Source organism: Variovorax sp. 10N412 (genome assembly GCF_056394985.1).
Genome location: NZ_JBFTIO010000002.1, coordinates 132,640 through 150,063, shown reverse-complemented (window position 1 = coordinate 150,063; position 17,424 = coordinate 132,640). Strand labels below are relative to the sequence as shown.

At 68.7% G+C, this 17,424-nt stretch carries 16 protein-coding genes; 8 read left to right on the top strand and 8 right to left on the bottom strand.

The window, feature by feature from the left end:
- Positions 1-77 precede the first annotated feature (77 nt).
- The 6 genes from AC1DJH_RS06220 to mltG all read right to left on the bottom strand — a co-directional run bounded on the left by AC1DJH_RS06220 (position 78) and on the right by mltG (position 4,718).
- Entirely contained in the window at positions 78-758 is a 681-nt protein-coding gene (locus tag AC1DJH_RS06220) for an ankyrin repeat domain-containing protein (protein WP_478185100.1), read from the bottom strand.
- Positions 755-1,561 (bottom strand): TatD family hydrolase, encoded by an 807-nt coding sequence (locus tag AC1DJH_RS06215; RefSeq protein ID WP_478185099.1) that lies wholly within the window; start codon positions 1,559-1,561, stop codon positions 755-757. Before AC1DJH_RS06215 ends, AC1DJH_RS06220 begins: the two co-directional genes overlap by 4 nt.
- A gap of 82 nt (positions 1,562-1,643) precedes the next feature.
- Complete coding sequence (locus tag AC1DJH_RS06210; RefSeq protein ID WP_435440203.1) at positions 1,644-2,024, bottom strand: PilZ domain-containing protein; 381 nt, start codon at positions 2,022-2,024, stop codon at positions 1,644-1,646.
- Positions 2,021-3,034: a DNA polymerase III subunit delta' gene (locus tag AC1DJH_RS06205; protein WP_435440204.1), complete on the bottom strand. Its 1,014-nt coding sequence runs from the start codon at positions 3,032-3,034 to the stop codon at positions 2,021-2,023. Before AC1DJH_RS06205 ends, AC1DJH_RS06210 begins: the two co-directional genes overlap by 4 nt.
- Complete coding sequence (gene tmk / locus AC1DJH_RS06200; RefSeq protein WP_478185098.1) at positions 3,031-3,699, bottom strand: dTMP kinase; 669 nt, start codon at positions 3,697-3,699, stop codon at positions 3,031-3,033. The genes AC1DJH_RS06205 and tmk overlap by 4 nt, the downstream gene beginning before the upstream one ends.
- Positions 3,696-4,718 (bottom strand): endolytic transglycosylase MltG, encoded by a 1,023-nt coding sequence (mltG, locus tag AC1DJH_RS06195; protein ID WP_435486921.1) that lies wholly within the window; start codon positions 4,716-4,718, stop codon positions 3,696-3,698. The genes tmk and mltG overlap by 4 nt, the downstream gene beginning before the upstream one ends.
- 111 nt (positions 4,719-4,829) lie before the next feature.
- Here mltG and ygfZ point away from each other — a divergent pair, with 111 nt between their 5' ends.
- Both ygfZ and AC1DJH_RS06185 read left to right on the top strand, forming a co-directional pair.
- A complete protein-coding gene (gene ygfZ, locus AC1DJH_RS06190; protein WP_478185097.1) occupies positions 4,830-5,783 on the top strand; it encodes a CAF17-like 4Fe-4S cluster assembly/insertion protein YgfZ in 954 nt (317 codons plus the stop codon).
- A gap of 143 nt (positions 5,784-5,926) precedes the next feature.
- Positions 5,927-6,832 (top strand): hypothetical protein, encoded by a 906-nt coding sequence (locus tag AC1DJH_RS06185; protein ID WP_478185096.1) that lies wholly within the window; start codon positions 5,927-5,929, stop codon positions 6,830-6,832.
- Between the two features lie 3 nt (positions 6,833-6,835).
- On the opposite strand, the gene AC1DJH_RS06180 is transcribed toward AC1DJH_RS06185, so the two are convergent.
- Together AC1DJH_RS06180 and AC1DJH_RS06175 are read right to left on the bottom strand one after the other, a co-directional pair.
- A complete protein-coding gene (locus AC1DJH_RS06180; protein WP_478185095.1) occupies positions 6,836-7,696 on the bottom strand; it encodes a YbgC/FadM family acyl-CoA thioesterase in 861 nt (286 codons plus the stop codon).
- A 67-nt stretch (positions 7,697-7,763) separates the two neighbouring features.
- Positions 7,764-8,678 (bottom strand): alpha/beta hydrolase, encoded by a 915-nt coding sequence (locus tag AC1DJH_RS06175; RefSeq protein ID WP_478185485.1) that lies wholly within the window; start codon positions 8,676-8,678, stop codon positions 7,764-7,766.
- Between the two features lie 133 nt (positions 8,679-8,811).
- Here AC1DJH_RS06175 and AC1DJH_RS06170 point away from each other — a divergent pair, with 133 nt between their 5' ends.
- The 6 genes from AC1DJH_RS06170 to AC1DJH_RS06145 all read left to right on the top strand — a co-directional run bounded on the left by AC1DJH_RS06170 (position 8,812) and on the right by AC1DJH_RS06145 (position 17,410).
- Entirely contained in the window at positions 8,812-9,948 is a 1,137-nt protein-coding gene (locus AC1DJH_RS06170) for an iron-containing alcohol dehydrogenase (protein WP_478185094.1), read from the top strand.
- Positions 9,949-10,078: 130 nt separating this feature from the next.
- Positions 10,079-12,421, top strand: coding sequence for a type VI secretion system Vgr family protein (locus AC1DJH_RS06165; protein ID WP_478185093.1), 2,343 nt, complete (start codon positions 10,079-10,081; stop codon positions 12,419-12,421).
- An 8-nt stretch (positions 12,422-12,429) separates the two neighbouring features.
- Positions 12,430-12,867, top strand: a complete 438-nt coding sequence (locus AC1DJH_RS06160) for a hypothetical protein (RefSeq protein WP_478185092.1) — start codon at positions 12,430-12,432, stop codon at positions 12,865-12,867.
- 6 nt (positions 12,868-12,873) lie between these two features.
- Complete coding sequence (locus AC1DJH_RS06155; protein WP_478185091.1) at positions 12,874-15,513, top strand: DUF2169 family type VI secretion system accessory protein; 2,640 nt, start codon at positions 12,874-12,876, stop codon at positions 15,511-15,513.
- Positions 15,510-16,646: a pentapeptide repeat-containing protein gene (locus tag AC1DJH_RS06150; RefSeq protein ID WP_478185090.1), complete on the top strand. Its 1,137-nt coding sequence runs from the start codon at positions 15,510-15,512 to the stop codon at positions 16,644-16,646. Before AC1DJH_RS06155 ends, AC1DJH_RS06150 begins: the two co-directional genes overlap by 4 nt.
- Positions 16,643-17,410: a DUF3540 domain-containing protein gene (locus AC1DJH_RS06145; protein ID WP_478185089.1), complete on the top strand. Its 768-nt coding sequence runs from the start codon at positions 16,643-16,645 to the stop codon at positions 17,408-17,410. Before AC1DJH_RS06150 ends, AC1DJH_RS06145 begins: the two co-directional genes overlap by 4 nt.
- The last annotated feature ends 14 nt before the right edge of the window (positions 17,411-17,424 follow it).

Below are 17,424 nucleotides of genomic sequence, written 5' to 3'. Positions count from 1 at the left end.
GCCAACTCTACTCGTCCGTTATTTAACATAATGCACATTGTGTGCATTACATGGGAGCTCAGAAGATCCCCCAGACCTCACCACTTCCCATCCTTCGGCACCGCCTTGGGCGCATTGGCCCTTGCCGTGGCCGCCGCCGTGATCAACGACGCAGCTTCTGCACGGCCCGCCTTGTTCGCGAAATCGACTGCCGTCATGCCCAACTGGTTCTTCATCGTGGTGTCCGCACCCTCGGCCAGCAGCAGCTTCACGGCTTCGCCCGATCCGTACATCGCGGCCATCATCAGCGGCGTGGTGCCGTTGGGCGATTGCGCGTCGATGAAGGCGTAGTTGTCGAGCAGCACTTTCATGATGGTCAGTTGCCCACTGGTGGCCGCGTAATGCAGCGGCGTCCAGCCGGTCTTGTTGACTGCCGCATCGCGCTTGAGCAACTGCGTGACCAAGTCCTGCTGGCCCTTGATGGCAGCCAGCATCAGCGGCGTTTCGCCCTTGGCGTTGGGCAGGTCCACATTGGTCTGCGGCGACTCGACCAGCACCTGGATGACCTTGGGCGACGGCTCGCGCAGCGCGATCATCAGGCCGGTCTGGCCATGCTCGTCGAGCGTGTTGGGGTCGAAACCGCGCTGCAGCAGGGTGCGCACACCGCTGCCGTTGTCGCCGCGCACGGCCCGGAAGAAGTCTTCGAACGAACCCGCATGTGCCGCAAAAGATGCAGCAACGACAAGTAGATAGATCGATTTTTTAAAGTAATTTTTCATGATTTGACGTCCCTGAACAAGTTTTCGAAGTTGTCGCTCGTGGCCTTGGCTATGGCTTCGACGGGCATCTTCCTGAGCTCGGCGATCTGTTGCGCCACGAAAGGCACGTACGACGGATTGTTGGTCTTGCCGCGGTACGGCACGGGCGCCAGGTAGGGGCTGTCGGTCTCGATCAGCATGCGGTCCAGCGGCACGAAAGCGGCCACGTCGCGCAGGTCCTGGGCCTTCTTGAAGGTCAGGATGCCGGAAAACGAAATGTAGAAACCCAGGTCGAGCGCGGCACGCGCCACCTCGGCGGTTTCGGTGAAGCAATGGAAAACACCGCCGGCCGCGCCGGAAGAGGCGTCCTCGCCCTCCTCTTTCAGAATCGCCAGCGTGTCCGCCGAGGCCTCCCGCGTGTGGATGATCAGCGGCTTGCGCGTTTGCCGGGCCGCGCGGATGTGCACGCGGAACCGGTCGCGCTGCCACTCCATGTCTGAAATGCTGCGCCCGCCCTTGCGTTCTTCCATCTGGTAATAGTCGAGGCCGGTTTCGCCGATGGCCACCACGCGGGGCCGCGCCGCGAGCCGCATCAGGTCTGCGACGGTGGGCTCGGCGATGTCCTCGTTGTCGGGGTGCACGCCCACGCTGGCCCAGAAGTTGTCATAGCTGGCGGCCAGCGCCTGCACGTCGTCGAACTCCTCGAGCTTGGTGCAGATGCAGAGTGCCCGCTCGACCTGCGCAGCCGCCATGGCAGCGCGGATCTGCGGCATCTGGTCCGCGAACTCGGGAAACGTGAGGTGGCAGTGGGAGTCTGTGAACATCGGAAATGGCGAGCTGCGACGCTCGCTCCTGTGGGAGATGGCGCCGTGTACAGAGTTCCGCGTCCCAAGGACCGCGGAACGATCAAATGGTTTGTGTCGGGCGGTCGGAGGCCATCGAGCCGCCGAGCGCGGCTTCGATGCGCGCCTTCAGCTGGCGCGATTTCTCGTCCGACGGAAAGCGGATGCCCACGCCGGGCGCCCGGTTGCCGGCCGCGCGCTGCGGCGTGATCCAGGCGACCTTGCCGGCCACCGGGTAGCGCTGCGGGTCTTCGGGCAGCGTGAGCAGCACATAGACGTCGTCGCCGAGCCGGTATTCGCGCGAGGTCGGAATGAAGATGCCGCCCTCCGCGAACAAAGGGATGTACGCCGCATACAGCGCGCCCTTTTCCTTGATGGCGAGCTGAATCACGCTCGGCCGGGCGGGCGACGAGGCGAGGGCTGCGGGGGCAACAGGTTGGTTCATGGGCGGCGAGCGGCAGAGTTTAGGGTGGTTCGCGCTTCGCTCACAAGCGCTTCCAGCATCAGGCCCGCATTGAAGGGGTGTTCGGCGGTCCTTGCGGCACTCGCCAGCGACTTCGACCAACGCGCCAGCGCCAGCCGCGACGGCGCGGCCGGCAGGTCGGCCGCCTCGAAAAACCGGGGTTCGGCACCGTTGCCGACCGCCATCAGGTCATGGCAGAGCTTTTGCAGCGCACCGACCGCCTGCGCCGGTGCGTGATCGGACAGTGCCCCCACGTCGCCGCGCGTCATGGCTTTCGGAAGCAAGGACCACGCCTTGGGCGACTGGCCCGACCGCGCCAGCCGCAGGGCATCGCTCGGCCGGCCGCCGGCGGCGCGCAGCAGCGCAGCGGCATCGGCGGCGGGCACATCCTGCGCGGCGAGCCAGGCCTCGGCCTCGGCGGTCTCGGGCCACGGCAGCGTGAAACCGAGGCAGCGGCTGCGAATGGTCGGCAGCAGCTGCCACGCGGCTTCGCTGGCCAGCACGAAGCGCACGTCGCCGACCGGCTCCTCGAGCGTCTTCAGCAGCGCATTGGCGGTGATGTTGTTCATGCGCTCGGCCGGATACACCAGCACCACCTTGCCGCGCCCGCGTGCGCTGGTGCGCTGGGCGAAGCCGACGGCGTCGCGCATTGCCTCGACGCGGATCTCGCGGCTGGCCTTGCGCTTCTTGTCGTCGATGTCGGATTGCGCCTTTTCGTCGAGCGGCCATGCGAGTTCCTGCATGGCGACCTCGGGCATCAGCACGCACAGGTCGGCGTGCGTGCGCACCTCGATGGCGTGGCAGCTGGCGCAATGGCCGCAGGCGGTGCCCTCGGGCGTCGGCTGTTCGCACAGCCAGGCAGAGGCCAGCGCCAGGGCCAACTCGTACTGGCCGATGCCTGAAGGACCCTGCAGCAGCCAGGCATGGCCGCGCTGGCGCAGCAATTCGGTGAGCGGGCGGCGCAGCCAGGGGGACAACGCGGCTGCGCTCATCGGGCAGGCCCTCCCAGCACACCGCGCGCCAGCAGCGCCGTTTCCACCTGCTGCCAGACCTGGTCACGTGCCTGGCTGGCGTCGATGCGCACGAAGCGCTGCGCATCGGCCGCCGCGCGATCGGCATAGCCCTGCGCGACACGGCTGAAGAACTCGACCGGCTGGGCCTCGAACTTGTCGGGCACGCGCGCGCCGGCCAGCCGTTGCGCGGCAATCTGCGGCGCCAGGTCGAACCACAGCGTGATATGCGGCTGCAGCAGCGCCGCGGCTGGCTGCCCCGCCCTGCCCGCCTGCACCCATTGCTCCAGCGTCGACAACACGCGCTCGTCGAAACCGCGCCCCGCGCCCTGGTAGGCGAAGGTGGCGTCGGTGAACCGGTCGCACAGCACCACATCGCCGCGCAGCAGCGCCGGCTCGATGACCTGCACGACGTGGTCGCGCCGCGCGGCAAACACCAGCAGCGACTCGGTCAGCGGGTCCATCGGTTGCTCGAGGATCAGGCCGCGCAGCGTTTCGGCCAGCGGCGTGCCGCCGGGTTCGCGCGTGCGCACGACCGCACGGCCCTGCGCCCTGAACAGCGCTTCCAGCGCGTCGAGGTGGCTGGACTTGCCCGCGCCGTCGATGCCCTCCAGCGTCAGGAAAAGACCGGAACCGTTGTCGCTCATTGCGTGGCCTTGGGTTTGGAATCGCCGCCGCCGCGCTGGTAGCGGTTGACCGCGCGGTTGTGGTCGTCGAGCGAGCTGCTGAACTGGCTGGTGCCGTCGCCGCGCGAAACGAAATACAGCGATTTGCCTTGCGCCGGCTGCACGGCCGCCAGCAGCGCCGCCTTGCCGGGCATCGAGATCGGCGTGGGCGGCAGGCCACCGCGCGTGTAGGTGTTCCAGGGCGTGTCGGTCTGCAGGTCTTTCTTGCGCAGGTTGCCATCGAAGCCGGCGCCCATGCCGTAGATCACCGTCGGGTCGGTCTGCAGCGGCATGCCGATGCGCAGGCGGTTGGTGAAGACCGAGGCAATTTGCGCGCGGTCATTGGCCTTGCCTGTCTCCTTTTCGACAATGCTGGCCAGAACCAGCGCCTCATCGGCCGATTTCAGCGGCAGGTCGGAGGCGCGGGCAGCCCAGGCGGCTTCGAGCTTCTTGTCCATGGCGCGCATCGCGCGCTGCAGCAGGGCGACGTCGGTCGAGCCCTTCGAGTAGGTGTAGGTGTCCGGAAAGAAGCGCCCTTCCGGGTGCACGCCCGGCTTGCCGAGCTTGGTCATGAGCGCCTCGTCGGTCAGGCCCACGCTCTCGGGCTTGAGCTGGTCGGCCTTGGCGAGCGCGGCGCGCACCTGGCGGAAGTTCCAGCCCTCGACCAGCACCAGGCTGCGCGTGGCTTCCTCGCCGCGCACCAGCACGTTGAGCAGCAGCTTGGGGGTGACGCCGCGCTCCAGCTCGTAGCTGCCGGCGCGCATCTGGCGGTCCTGGCCCGACACGCGGAACCACAGGTAGAGCAGCTGCGGCTGAACGTCGACGCCGGTGTCGGCCACCGCCTGCGCAATACCGCGCGGCGTGGTGCCGGGCTCCACGGACAGGTCGACGCTGGGCGCCGGCAGCTTGAGCGGCTGGTGCACCCACCAGAGACCGGCGCCGCCGAGCGCAAGAGCGACCAGGGCGGCGAGCAGGAAGAGCGTGAGGAAGAAGCTGCGCACGGATCCGATGTGGGGAAGACGGAAGAAAGAGTAAAGAGCGTGGCCCGGCGGGCCGCGGAGCGGGAGTCCCTGCCGTCCGGAAGGAACAGGCCCGGCCATGATAATTCAGCGATGACCACAGTCGTTCTCAATGGCGTCACCGCCCTCTCCCTGTCCAGCCCATCGGCCGCCTCGGGCCAGCTCGGCGTGATCCGTGCAGAGGGCCCCGACGCCGCCAGCTTCCTGCACGGCCAGCTCACGCAGGACTTCTCGCTGCTCGGCGGCGCCGACGCCCGCCTGGCCGCGCTGTGCACCGCCAAGGGCCGCGTGATCGCAAGTTTCATCGGCATCAAGCCGCAACCAGAACTGGTCTTGCTGGTGTGCAGCCGCGACATCCTGGCCGCCACGCTCAAGCGCCTGTCGATGTTCGTGCTGCGCGCCAAGGTCAAGCTGACCGACGCCACCGAGCAGTTTTCGCTCTACGGCCTGGCCGGCACCGCGCTGACCGCCAACGGCCTCGACGCCGCCGCCCTGCCCGGCAAGCGCACCGCCGTGGGAGACGACGTGAGCGTGGTCTCGCTGTACCCGGCCGACCGCGTCCCTCGCGCCCTGTGGATCGCGCCGGTCGGCCATGCGGCCCCCGTGGGCGCCCCGCTCGACGCCGAGCTGTGGCAATGGAGCGAGGTGCGCAGCGGCATCGTCACGCTGACCGCGCCGGTCATCGAGGCCTTCGTGCCGCAGATGATCAACTACGAATCGGTGGGCGGCGTCAACTTCAAGAAGGGCTGCTACCCCGGCCAGGAAGTGGTGGCGCGCAGCCAGTTCCGCGGCACGCTGAAGCGCCGCACCTACCTCGTTCAGGCCGATGCGCCGCTGGCCGCCGGCCAGGACGTGTTTGCCGCCAGCGACGCCGAGCAGCCCGTGGGCACCGTGGCGCAGGCTGCCTCCGCGCCCGGCGGTGGCTGGGCCGCCCTCATCTCGATGCAGATCTCGGCCCTCGAAGCCGGCGGCCTGCATGCCGGCTCGGCGCACGGCCCGGCGCTCACGGTCGAGCCGCTGCCCTACGCCCTGCTCGAAGACATCTGAGGCCACCTCCCCGGACACGCCCGTCCGTCGGGCATATGGCGCTATCGACCTGATAGCGCCATTTTTTTGCGTGCCGTTTAACCCCGCCGCGGATGCTGCACCGTAGAAGCCTGCATCGATCCACTCCCGGCAAGGAAGACACCATGCAGCGCAGATTCTTTTCCACCGCCCTTGCCCTGGGCACCTTGGGCGCACTGGCCGCGGCCTCGTGCCTCCCGGCCTGGGCGCAGAGCCAGCCCTCGGGGCGCATCGGCTCGCTCATGCAGATCAGCGTGGTCGACCGCGGCACCGGCGCCGAGCTGCCCATCTACCGCCACCGCGGCGACTACTGGGTGGCCGGGCGCCCCGGCGCGCGCTATGCCATCCGGGCGCGCAATGTGATGGGCGAACGCATCATGGCCGTGATGTCGGTGGACGGCGTGAACGTCGTCACCGGCGAAACCGCGGGCGTCGGGCAAAACGGCTACGTGTACGGCCCGCGCGAACGCAGCGACATCACCGGCTGGCGCAAGAGCGATTCGCAGATTGCGGCCTTCGAGTTCGCCGCGGCCGGCAACTCCTACGCCAGCCGCACCGGCCGCCCCGACGACGTGGGCGTGATCGGCGTCGCGATGTTCCGCGAGCGCATGCCGGAACCGCCGCCGCCCGTCGTCACGCCCTATCCGCAGCGCGACGGGTACGGCGAGCGCGAACGGCGCAGCGAGTCGTCGTCGATGGGCGATGCGCGTGCAAAGGCAGCGCCGGCCGACAGCAGCACTGCTGCCGCCGAGGCCCCCGCCGGCAGCATGGCCCGCCAGCCGGCGCCCAGCCCGAGCCTGGGCACCGCGCACGGCCGCCGAGAAACCTCCTACGTCGGCAAGACCACCTTCGAGCGCGCGCAGTCATCGCCTGACGAGGTGGTGCGCATCCGCTACGACAGCCGCGAGAACCTCGTGGCCGCGGGCGTGATCCCGATGCCGCCTCCACCGCGCTGGCCGCGTCCGGCGGGCCCGTCGGCGTTCCCGGGTTCCGACGCGGGCTACGTGCCCGACCCGCCGCCGCGCTACTGAAGCTCAGCGCAAGGCGCGACGCATCTCGATGTGCGGTATGCCGGCTTCCTCGAAGCCTTCGCCGTGCACCGCATAGCCGAGCCGCGCATAGAAGCGCTCGGCGCTGCGCTGCGCGTTCAGCGCCACCTCGCGGTCGCCGCGTGCGTGCGCGGCCTCTTCGAGCACCCGCACCACGGCAGCGCCATGTCCGCCGCTGCGCAGGTTGCGGTGCACCGCCATGCGACCGATGTGCGACACGCCGTCTTCCGCGTGCAGCAGCCGGCCCGTGGCAATGACCTGGCCCAGCCGGTTGCGCGCCACTGCGTGCAGCACCACGGGGTCGTTCTCGTCCCACTCCAGCGACTCGGGAATGTTCTGCTCCTCGATGAACACGGCGCGGCGCAGTGCGCCCGCGCCTTCGCCCAGCGCGTCCCAGCCGCCGGTTTCCACGGTGCGCATCGGCTCGCCGGCTTCATAGCCGGTGAGCACGTCGCGCAGCACCTGCGGCACAGGCTTCGAGGTCTGCGTGGCCGGGTCGGCGAACACATAGACCAGCTCGCAGCCGACCAGGAACTGGTCCTGGCGGAACAGCCCGCCCTCGAAAACCATCGACGAGGTGCCGATGCGCGTGCAGCGCATGCCCACGTCGAGCATGTCGTCCATGCGCGCAGAGCCACGGAAGTCGATGGTCGCCTTGCGCACGTACAGGTCGCCGCCCAGCGACTGCATCGCCTCTTCGTACGGCAGCGCGAGCGCGCGCCAGTAGTCCGAGATGGCGGTGTCGAAGTACATCAGGTAGTGCGCGTTGAAGACGATCTTCTGCATGTCGACTTCGGCCCAGCGCACGCGCAGGCGGTGGAAAAAGCGGAAATCGCTGCGTTGCATTCTTTGTCTCCGGAAAAGTCTTGGATGGTGTGGAAAGGTGGACGTGGTTCGGACGCAGCAACCGCGCTCAAGGCTGCAAGGCCTCGCGCAGCGCCCGGGCCGCATCGTCCTGCGCCTGCAGCGCCTCGGGAATCGCCCGGCCCATCTTGATGAACTCGTGGATCACGCCGCGGTAGATCTCCAGGTCGACCGGCACGCCCGCGGCGCGCAGCTTGTCGGCATAGGCAATGCCTTCGTCGACCACCGGGTCGCATTCGGCCAGCGCGATCCAGGCCGGCGCCACGCCGTCGACGTCGTCGGCCAGCAGCGGCGCAAAGCGCCAGTCGTCGCGGTCGGCGCGCGTGCGAACGTACTGCGCGAAGAAGAAATCGATCATGGCCTTCGTCAGCAGCGGACCCTCGGCATGACGCGCGTGCGAGGCGGTGTTTTGGTGCGCGGCGGTGCCCGGATAGATGAGCATCTGCAGCGCCAGCGGCAGGCCGGCGTCGCGCGCAAGAATGGCGCACACCGCCGCGAGCGTGCCGCCCGCGCTGTCGCCGCCGACCGCCAGCCTTGCCGGGTCGAGGCCCAGGCTCGCGCCTTCTTTGGCGATGAACTGGAAGGCATCCCACGCGTCGTTCGACGCGGTCGGGAACTTGTGCGCCGGCGCCAGCCGGTAGTCCACCGACACCACCGCGCAACCGCTCTTGTGGCTCAGCACGCGGCACAGCGTGTCGTGCGTGCGGATGTTGCCGACCGTGAAGCCGCCGCCGTGGAAGTACACCAACACGGGCCGCACATCGGTCGATGGTGCATACAGCCGAGCCGGCATCGCGAAGCCGTCGCGCGCCGCAATATGGAAGTCCTCGATGCGCGCCAGCTCGGGCTTGGGCACCTCGAGCACGCCAGCGCCTTTCTCGTACGAGGCCTTGGCCTCCTCGGGCGTCAGTTGGTCGAGCGGCGGGTGGCCGGCACGCGCCATGCGCTCGACCACGCTGGCCATCTTCGGCGTGAGCCGTGAAGCCTGTGGTGTTCCGGGCGTGACAGCGGCAAGGGTTTCTTTCGTGTGCAAGACGGTTCGCTCTTGTTAGATTTGGCTGGTCGGCAATCGTACTGCCCGGAGCATTCCCACACCCATGGCCCTCATCCAATACCTCACCCAGATCCAGTTCGAATTCGGCGCCATCCGGCTGCTGTCCAGCGAATGCGCCCGCATCGGCATCAACCGCCCGCTGATCGTGACCGATGCCGGCGTGCGCGCGGCCGGCGTGCTGCAGAAGGCGCTGGACGCCATCGCCGATCTCGAGGTGTCGGTGTTCGACCAGACGCCCTCCAACCCGACCGAAGCCGCCGTGCGCGCAGCCGTCGAGCTGTACCGCAGCGGGCGTTGCGACGGCCTCATCGCGGTGGGCGGCGGCTCGGCCATCGACTGCGCCAAGGGCGTGGCCATCGCGGCCACGCACGAAGGCCCGCTCAAGACCTACGCCACCATCGAAGGCGGCTCGCCCAAGATCACCGAGCGCGCGGTGCCGTTGATTGCGGTGCCCACCACCAGCGGCACCGGCAGCGAAGTGGCGCGCGGCGCCATCGTCATCGTGGACGACCACCGCAAGCTCGGCTTTCACAGCTGGTTCCTCATGCCCAAGGCCGCCATCTGCGACCCCGAGCTCACGCTGGGGCTGCCGCCCAGGCTCACGGCCGCCACCGGCATGGACGCCATTGCGCACTGCATGGAAACCTTCATGTCGGCCGCGTTCAACCCGCCGGCCGACGGCATCGGCCTGGACGGCCTGGAGCGCGCCTGGGGCCACATCGAACGCGCGACGAAGGACGGCAGCGACCGCGAGGCGCGCTTGAACCTCATGAGCGCCTCGATGCAGGGCGCCATGGCCTTCCAAAAGGGCCTGGGCTGCGTGCATTCGCTGAGCCACAGCCTGGGCGGGGTCGATCCGCGCCTGCACCACGGCACGCTCAACGCCCTCTTCCTGCCGGCGGTGATCCACTTCAACGCGGGTGCCGAGTCGGTGCAGAAAGAGCAACGCCTGCAACGCATGGCGCAGGCCATGCACCTCGATTCGGCGGGCGACCTGGGAGACGCCATCCGCGACATGAACGCGCGGCTCGGACTGCCCAAGGGCCTGGCCGAAGTGGCCGTGACGCCCGCAATGTTCGAGAAGATCATCGACGGCGCCATGGCCGACCATTGCCACAAGACCAACCCGCGCCTCGCCTCGCGCGACGACTACACGGCCATGCTCGAAGCCTCGATGTGAGGCCCTTGCGGGCGCCATGTAAGCGATTTTTCTACGCTTGCCGAGTCATGCCGATGACATGAGGGATTTCTAGACTGACATGAAAGGCTTCGCTCCCGCGAAAGCCCAAAAGGGTCAGGGGAAATTCCGAATGCCGCGTACCGTCCAAGTCCATACCGTCCTGAGCGCCGAGCAGCTCAAGTTCCGCGCCATGCGGGGACGCGAAGGACTCTCGCAACTCTTCGAGTTCGAGGTGGACATGGTCAGCACCAGCTTCAGCCTCGACCTGAAGCAGCTGCTCGGCACCTCGCTCACCATGGAGCTGGCCGACGAAGCCGGCCCGCGCTTTCTCAACGGCACCGTGGTGCGCTTCGAGCTGGTGGGCCGCGCCAACGAAACCGGCCGCCACTACATCTACCGCGCCCTGGTGCAGCCATGGCTGTGGTACCTCACGCGCACCAGCGACTGCCGCATCTTCCAGAACAAGAGCGTGCCCGAGGTGCTCGACGAGGTGCTGGGCAAGTACGGCTTCCAGTTCGAGAAACGCCTCACCGGCAGCTACGCCCCCTGCGAATACTGCGTGCAATACCAGGAGAGCGACTTCGCCTTCGTGAGTCGCCTCATGGAGCAGGAAGGCATTGCCTACCACTTCGAGCACGGCGACGGCACGCACCTGCTGGTGCTGGCCGACGACACCGGCAGCTACACGCCCCTGCCCGGCCACGCCAGCATTCCGTACCGCCCGCGCGACCGCGTGCTCAACGCGCTGGAGCCCTGCATCGACCAATGGCGCGCGACCGAGCAGATCACCTCGGGCCGCGTGATGCTCGACGACTTCGACTTCAAGAAGTCGCGCGCCTCGCTGCAAAGCGTGCAGCAGGACCCGAAGCCGCACGAGCATTCGAGCTACGAGGTCTATGAATGGCTGGGCGGCTACAGCGAGCACCAGCAGGGCGACGCCTACGCACGCATCCGCCTGCAGGAGCTGCAGTGCGCGCACGAGCTGGCCGCCGGCCACACCAACGTGCTCGCCATGGCGCCGGGCTACCTGTTCGAGATGACGCACTGCCCGCGCGAGTCGGACAACCGCGAGTACCTGGTCACCGAAACCCGCTACGACCTGCGCGAGCCCGAGTACTCCTCGGGCGGCAGCAGCGAATCGGTGTGCGCGTTCGACTTCACCGTGCTGCCCTCGAGCGTGACCTACCGCCCCGCGCGCACCACGCCGCGCCCGCGCACCAACGGCCCGCAGACCGCCACCGTGGTGGGCCCGCAAGACATCTGGACCGACCGCTTCGGCCGTGTGAAGCTGCAGTTCCGCTGGGACCGCTACGGCCAGTCGGACGAGAACAGCTCGTGCTGGGTGCGCGTGTCGAGCAACTGGGCCGGCGCCAACTTCGGCACCATGCACATGCCGCGCGTGGGCCAGGAGGTGATCGTCGATTTCATCGGCGGCGCGCCCGACCGCCCCATCATCACCGGACGCGTCTACAACAGCGACCAGATGCCGCCCTGGGAGCTGCCCGCCAACGCCACGGCCAGCGGCATCCTCACGCGCTCGAGCAGCGGCGGTGCGGCCAACCAGGCCAACATGCTGCGCTTCGAGGACCGCGCGGGCGCCGAGCAGATCCTGCTGCACGCCGAGCGCAATCTCGACGTGGAGGTCGAGGCCGACGAGACGCACACCACCGACGGCACCCGCACCACCCTCGTCAAGGGTCACGAGTCGGCCACTTACCAGAGCGGCGAAACCCGCGACATCACCGCCGGCGCCAAGGAAACCATCACCGGCGGGGACACGCGCAGCGTGACCGGCGGCTTCACCGAGACCGTGACCGGCGGGGTGAACCAGAACATTGCGGGCGGCAAGACCCGCGTGCTCAGCGGCGGGCTGAAGGACACCATCACGGGCGGTGTCGATTCCGCCATCACGGGCGGCTACCGCGGCACCATCGACGGGCAGGAAATACGCTACGTGAGCGCGGGCCGCGAGGACACCATCGACACCTCGAACACCGTGCTGGTCAACGGCCCCTCGACCACCACCGTCACCGGCCCCACCGTGCACACCTCGCCGGACGTGACCTTCAATACCACCAACCACATCCACAACACGACGCAGCACGTCATCAACACCAACGTCTACAACACGACGTCGAACACCTACAACAACCTGACGAACAATTACACCAACAACTCCGTCAGCTACACCAACAACTACGCCAAGAGCAGCGACTGGCGCCTGGCGCGGGCCGGCGGCGCGGGGTTCCGCTTCGGGGCGGTGGGCCTGTCGCTGGACTTCTGGGGCGTGCGCCAGCAGTTCTACGGCGTCAACTCGCAGTACGCGGTGCTGAAGGTGGACTTCATCAGCTTCAAGATCGCGAACAAGGGCATCGACATCACCACCCAGGCCACCTCGGTGGCGCGGGCGGCGCTGCGTTTCTACATGGATGGCCTGGCAACCTATGCGCAGGCCATGCACATCGTGATGTGAAGGACGGCATGCCTGAGTGGGAAACGCTTCTGTGGATCTTCTTCGCGGTCGTGATGGCCGGCGTCATCGTGGCGAGCATCGGCGCGGTCGGCCACATGCGCCGCGAGAACAGGCTCTACAGCGCCGAACAAAAGCGGTGGGCCGTGCTCGCGCTGTCGGGCCGGCCCGTTGAAGGCACGGTGCGCAACTTTCGCATGCACCCCGGCAACATGACGCGCGGCGGCTCGCGCGGGCAGACCGTGTGCGCCGTGGTGCTCGACGTCGACTACACCGACGGCACCGGCACGCCCCGCACCGCGTCGATCCGTACCTTCATCGAAGACGCGCTGGTCCCCAGCTTCCAGGCGCCGGGCAAGCGCGTTCACCTGCGCCATGACCCGCAAGACCCCGCATCGGTCGCCATCGACCGCGAGCGCACGCCGCTGGAAATTCCGCGAGCGCCCTGAACATCGATGAAGACCGTCAAGCCGCTGCGCCTGAGCATCACCACCCGGCCTTTCCTGCGCCAGGGCGAACAGCGCCTGGCCGTCACCACGCTGTGCATGGTGTCGATGGGCGGCGCGCCCGTGCTGACGCCCGAGCCCGAGTTCTGGAAGACGCTGTCCGACGAGCTGGGCGCTGCCACCGCCATCGACCTGGGGCTGCCGAAGGCGCGCGCCGAGGTGCTCGCCACCGGCTTCGCCTACACCGCGCACCAGCCCGAAAAGACGCGGTGCGCCGTGCGCTTGCAGTTGGGCGGCCTGTGCAAGGACCTGGCCGTCTTCGGCGACCGCTACTGGCTCGGCGGGCGCGCCACCGAGCCGCAGCCGTTCGAGGCGATGCGCATGGACTGGACACGCGCCTACGGCGGCCCCGACTTCGCCGACAACCCGCTGGGCCGCGGCCATGCGCTCGAGCAGGTCAACGGCCAGTCGGTGCGGCGCCTGCCCAACATCGAGAACCCGACTGCGCAGGTGCACCGCCCCGGCGACCAGCCCGAGCCGGCCGGCTTCGGCCCCATCGACATCGCCTGGCCGCGGCGCATGCGCTTGATCGGCAGGCAGTACGACGAGCACTGGCGGGCCCATCTGTTTCCCGGGTTCGCCGAGGACATGGACTGGCGGCTGTTCAATGCCGCGCCCACCGACCAGCACCTGGCCGACTCGGCGGAAATTGCACCGGGCACGCCCTATGCGGTCTGGAACATGCACCCCACGCAGCCCATTCAGCAGGGCCGGCTGCCGCACTGGCGCGCCCTCGCCTTCATCGTGCGGCGGCACGCGCCTGAGCACGCAGAAGAGATCGCGCAGCGGCTGACCACGGCCTGGTTCTTTCCGCACCTGGACCGCGTGGCGCTGATCTTCCACGGCGAAACGCGCATCGAGGAAGACGATGCCGCCGACATCACGCACGTGATGCCCGCGCTCGAAGCCGTCGATGCGCCGCGCGGCCGGGCCCACTACGCCGCCGTGCTGCGCCAGCGCTGCGACCCTGACAAGGGTGCGCTCTACATGTTCCGCGACGACGAACTGGTGCCGCAAGATGCCATCGGCCCCTGGCTCGACCAGCCCGAAGCCGCCGAGTCGGCGCTGGTGCGCAACATGCGCGAGCGCGGCGCGCAGGCGCGCGAAGAGCTCAAGCAGATGGCGCTGGAAGCCGGCCACAAGGCCCGCCATTTCAGGGAACGCCCGCTGCCGGAGCCCTTCAGGCGCATGCCCACGCTGCGCGAGCTGCCCGAGTTCGTGGAACAGGCCGATGCCTACGCACACGCGCAGCGCGAACAGGGCGCGGTCGAGCGCCAGCGCCTGCAGCGCGAGGCCGACGCCAATGCCAAGGAGTCGATGAAGGTCGGCTTCGACACCGGCAAGCTGGTGCGCGAACACGACCGCACCGAGCTCAAGGGCCCGCCGCGCGTGGACGGCGCGTCGGTGCTGCGCGGCTTCACCGGCATCGCCGCCGCCACGGGCACCGCGCCGGCGCCGCCGAAGCAGGTCGAGGCCATGCGCCAGATGACCGAGGCCGGCGAGCGCGGGCTGATGGCGCTGTACCGCGGCTCGGCACAGCACCAGGCCCGCATCGACCCGGTGCCGGCGGAACGCCTGGCCGCGCTGCGCGCCCAGGTCTCGGCCACGCTGCAAGGCAGCCGCGACTTCACCGACACCGACCTGACCGGCGCGGACCTTTCCGGCATGGACCTGCGCCGCGCCTGCTTTCGCCGCGCCCTGCTCGAAAGCGCCGACCTGCGGCATGCCGTGTGCGACGGTGCCGACTTCGGCGACGCGGTGCTGGTGCGGGCCCAGTTGACCGATGCCAGCCTCCGGGGAGCGGTGCTGCACCAGACCAACCTGGCGGGCATCGACTGCGAGCGCGCCGACTTCTCGGGCGCGCAGATGGAAGGCACGAAGCTGGAGCAAGTGAAGTTCGCGCAGTGCAACTTCACGGGCGCGCGGCTGCACCACGTGCATGTGCTGCAGTCCCAGATCACCGGTTGCAGCTTCGACGAGGCGGACATCGCCTACGCCGGCTTCCTGTCGGACACCGCACTGGCGCAATGCAGCTTTCGCCGCGCCCGGCTGGTGAAGGTGGGGTTTCTTTCCTGCAGCGTCGCACGGCTCGATTTCACCGGCGCCTCGCTCGAAGCCTGCGCCTGGACCCACACCGTGTGCAACGACGGCATCGTGTTCGCCGGCGCGCTGCTGCACACCACCTGCTTCGCGGGCCGCACCAGCCTGCGCAAAGTCAATTTCGAGGCAGCCACGCTGGTGCAATGCAGCCTGCGCGCCATGCCGATGCAAGGCGTGCGCCTGGCCCGGGCCACGCTCGACACCTGCGACCTGTCTTCGTGCGACCTGAGCGCGGCCGACCTCGCCGACGTGCAGGCGCCCGAAAGCCTGTTCATCCGCAGCGACCTCAGCCGCGCCTCGCTGCGGGGCGCCAACCTGATGACCGCCAACTTCAACAAGGCCGTGCTGGCCGGCACCGACCTGCGCGAGGCCAACCTGTTTCGCGCCGACATGTCGCAGATCCGCATCGACGGCATCACCGAAACCCGGGGCGCCTACATCGCGCAGACCAAGACCGTGCCGGCCTTGGCCGCGGCACCGAAGCGATGAGTCCGCAGGAGCTTGCAGCCAAGGTCCGCAACGGCGAGCGCATGGATGCAGAAGACTTCAGCGGCATGGCGCTGCACGGGCTGGACCTGTCGGGCGGCATGTTCAGCGACTGCCTTTTCACGCGCGCCGGCCTTGCGGGCAGCCAACTGAACGACGCGGTGTTCGACCGCTGCACCTTCGACGGTGCGGCGCTGGGTACGAGCCGGCTCGACGGCGCGACCTTCCTGCGCTGCAGCCTGCGGGAGGTGGACGCAGACGCCAGCCACTGGACGGGCGCGGTGGTTGCGGAGTGCGACCTGCGCGGCGCACGCTGCGCCGACACGCTGCTCGCGAACGCCGCGTTCCAGAACTGCGAGCTCCAAGGCGCCGTGTTCGAGCGCGCCACGCTGAAGCAGACGATCTTCAACGACAACCACATGGGCGATGCAGACCTGCGCGACGCGGCGCTCACCAGCGCGGTGTTCTTCCGCTCCGACTTGCGAGAAGTCGCGTTCCAGGGCGCGCGCTTTCACAACGTCGTGTTCTCCGAGGCCGACCTGCGCGGGCAGTCGTTCGCAGGCCAGTCGTTCGCGCTGTGCCAGTTCACCGATGCGCGCCTGTCGGACTGCGTGTTCGAAGACGCGCAGCTCGCGCAATGCAACTTCAAGGGCGCCACGCTGGCCGGCGCCCGCATGGCCCGCGCGCAGGCACCGCAGTCGCTGTTTCCCGAGGCGGACCTGCGCCGGGCCGACCTGCGCGGCGCGCTGCTCGACCACACGCTGTGGATCGACGCACAGCTGGGCCATGCCGACTTCTCCGGCGCCAGCCTGGTGCAGGGCGTGTTCCACCGCGCGCATTGCCAGGACGCCGACTTTTCGCACACACGCCTGAACTACGCCGACTTCTCCTACGCCGACCTGCGCGGTGCCAATTTCGAGAAAGCCCTGTTCCAGCGCACCCAGCTGCACCGCGCCGACCAGGCCGGCGCGCGCTGGAGCGACCGGCTCGGCGTGCTCGACAACGACCCGCATCTGCACGAGGCCGAACGCATCGCCGCGCAACGCCCCACGCGCGCTGTCCGGCTCGACCGCGATGCGCAGGGCCGCAGGCCACCGGTCGAACGTTTTCCCTCCGAACCGAAGGACCCCGCATGACGATGCAGACTGGCCGAACGCTTTCCGCCGCCCCGCACGCCGCGCCAGTGGCCGAGAGCGAACTGGCACCGCTGCTTCGCAAGGCCGCGCCCGCAAAGCGGCAAAGCGGGCCCCCCTCCGGCATTTCCATGGCCAAGGTCGTGGCCAGCCATTCGGACGACAGGCACGAGGTGCTTGTTGCCGGCGACAGCCGCGCGCTGGCTTGCCTGCGCGCGGCCAGCTGCCTGCTGGTGCCCGCGCCGGGCGACACGGTCATGGTCGCGGGGCCCAGCCACAGCGAAGCCGAAAACGAAAACGAAAACGAGCTCTACCTCATCGCCGTCGTGGCCCAGGCCGATGCACGGCAGGCGGTGCTCGCGGTGAACGGCGACCTGACGCTGGCGTCGCGGCACGGCGCCGTCGCGGTGCGCAGCGCCGGAGCGCTCGAGCTGCAATCGGACACGGCCGTTGCCACCCGCGCGCCCGAATGGCAGCTGAACGCCGAGCGCGGCCAGTGCCACGTCGCGTCGCTGGACTACCAGGGCGCGGAGGTGCGTTTCAGCGTGCTGGTGTCGCGTTTCGTGGGCCGTGCCTGCGAGGTGGTGCTCGACCGGCTGCACCTGCTCACCCGCTCCAGCTTCCGGCTGACCGAAGACGTCGAGCAGGTGCGCGCGGGGCAGATCGACATGCAGGCCTCGGGCACCCTGCGCCTGCATGCGAACAACACCCTGGTGACCAGCAAGGAACTGGTCAAGGTGGACGCCGAACAGATCCACATGGGTTGATTCAACCCGCAAGA

Bases quoted from the DNA above. Each gene is read 5' to 3' on its own strand.
- AC1DJH_RS06145 (WP_478185089.1), top strand. From the start codon at position 16,643: ATGACGATGCAGACTGGCCGAACGCTTTCCGCCGCCCCGCACGCCGCG.
- AC1DJH_RS06180 (WP_478185095.1), bottom strand. From the start codon at position 7,696: ATGCAACGCAGCGATTTCCGCTTTTTCCACCGCCTGCGCGTGCGCTGG.
- AC1DJH_RS06175 (WP_478185485.1), bottom strand. From the start codon at position 8,678: ATGGCCAGCGTGGTCGAGCGCATGGCGCGTGCCGGCCACCCGCCGCTC.
- AC1DJH_RS06165 (WP_478185093.1), top strand. From the start codon at position 10,079: ATGCCGCGTACCGTCCAAGTCCATACCGTCCTGAGCGCCGAGCAGCTC.
- AC1DJH_RS06210 (WP_435440203.1), bottom strand. From the start codon at position 2,024: ATGAACCAACCTGTTGCCCCCGCAGCCCTCGCCTCGTCGCCCGCCCGG.
- AC1DJH_RS06170 (WP_478185094.1), top strand. From the start codon at position 8,812: ATGGCCCTCATCCAATACCTCACCCAGATCCAGTTCGAATTCGGCGCC.
- AC1DJH_RS06220 (WP_478185100.1), bottom strand. From the start codon at position 758: ATGAAAAATTACTTTAAAAAATCGATCTATCTACTTGTCGTTGCTGCA.
- AC1DJH_RS06215 (WP_478185099.1), bottom strand. From the start codon at position 1,561: ATGTTCACAGACTCCCACTGCCACCTCACGTTTCCCGAGTTCGCGGAC.
- AC1DJH_RS06160 (WP_478185092.1), top strand. From the start codon at position 12,430: ATGCCTGAGTGGGAAACGCTTCTGTGGATCTTCTTCGCGGTCGTGATG.
- tmk (WP_478185098.1), bottom strand. From the start codon at position 3,699: ATGAGCGACAACGGTTCCGGTCTTTTCCTGACGCTGGAGGGCATCGAC.
- ygfZ (WP_478185097.1), top strand. From the start codon at position 4,830: ATGACCACAGTCGTTCTCAATGGCGTCACCGCCCTCTCCCTGTCCAGC.
- AC1DJH_RS06155 (WP_478185091.1), top strand. From the start codon at position 12,874: ATGAAGACCGTCAAGCCGCTGCGCCTGAGCATCACCACCCGGCCTTTC.
- AC1DJH_RS06205 (WP_435440204.1), bottom strand. From the start codon at position 3,034: ATGAGCGCAGCCGCGTTGTCCCCCTGGCTGCGCCGCCCGCTCACCGAA.
- AC1DJH_RS06185 (WP_478185096.1), top strand. From the start codon at position 5,927: ATGCAGCGCAGATTCTTTTCCACCGCCCTTGCCCTGGGCACCTTGGGC.
- AC1DJH_RS06150 (WP_478185090.1), top strand. From the start codon at position 15,510: ATGAGTCCGCAGGAGCTTGCAGCCAAGGTCCGCAACGGCGAGCGCATG.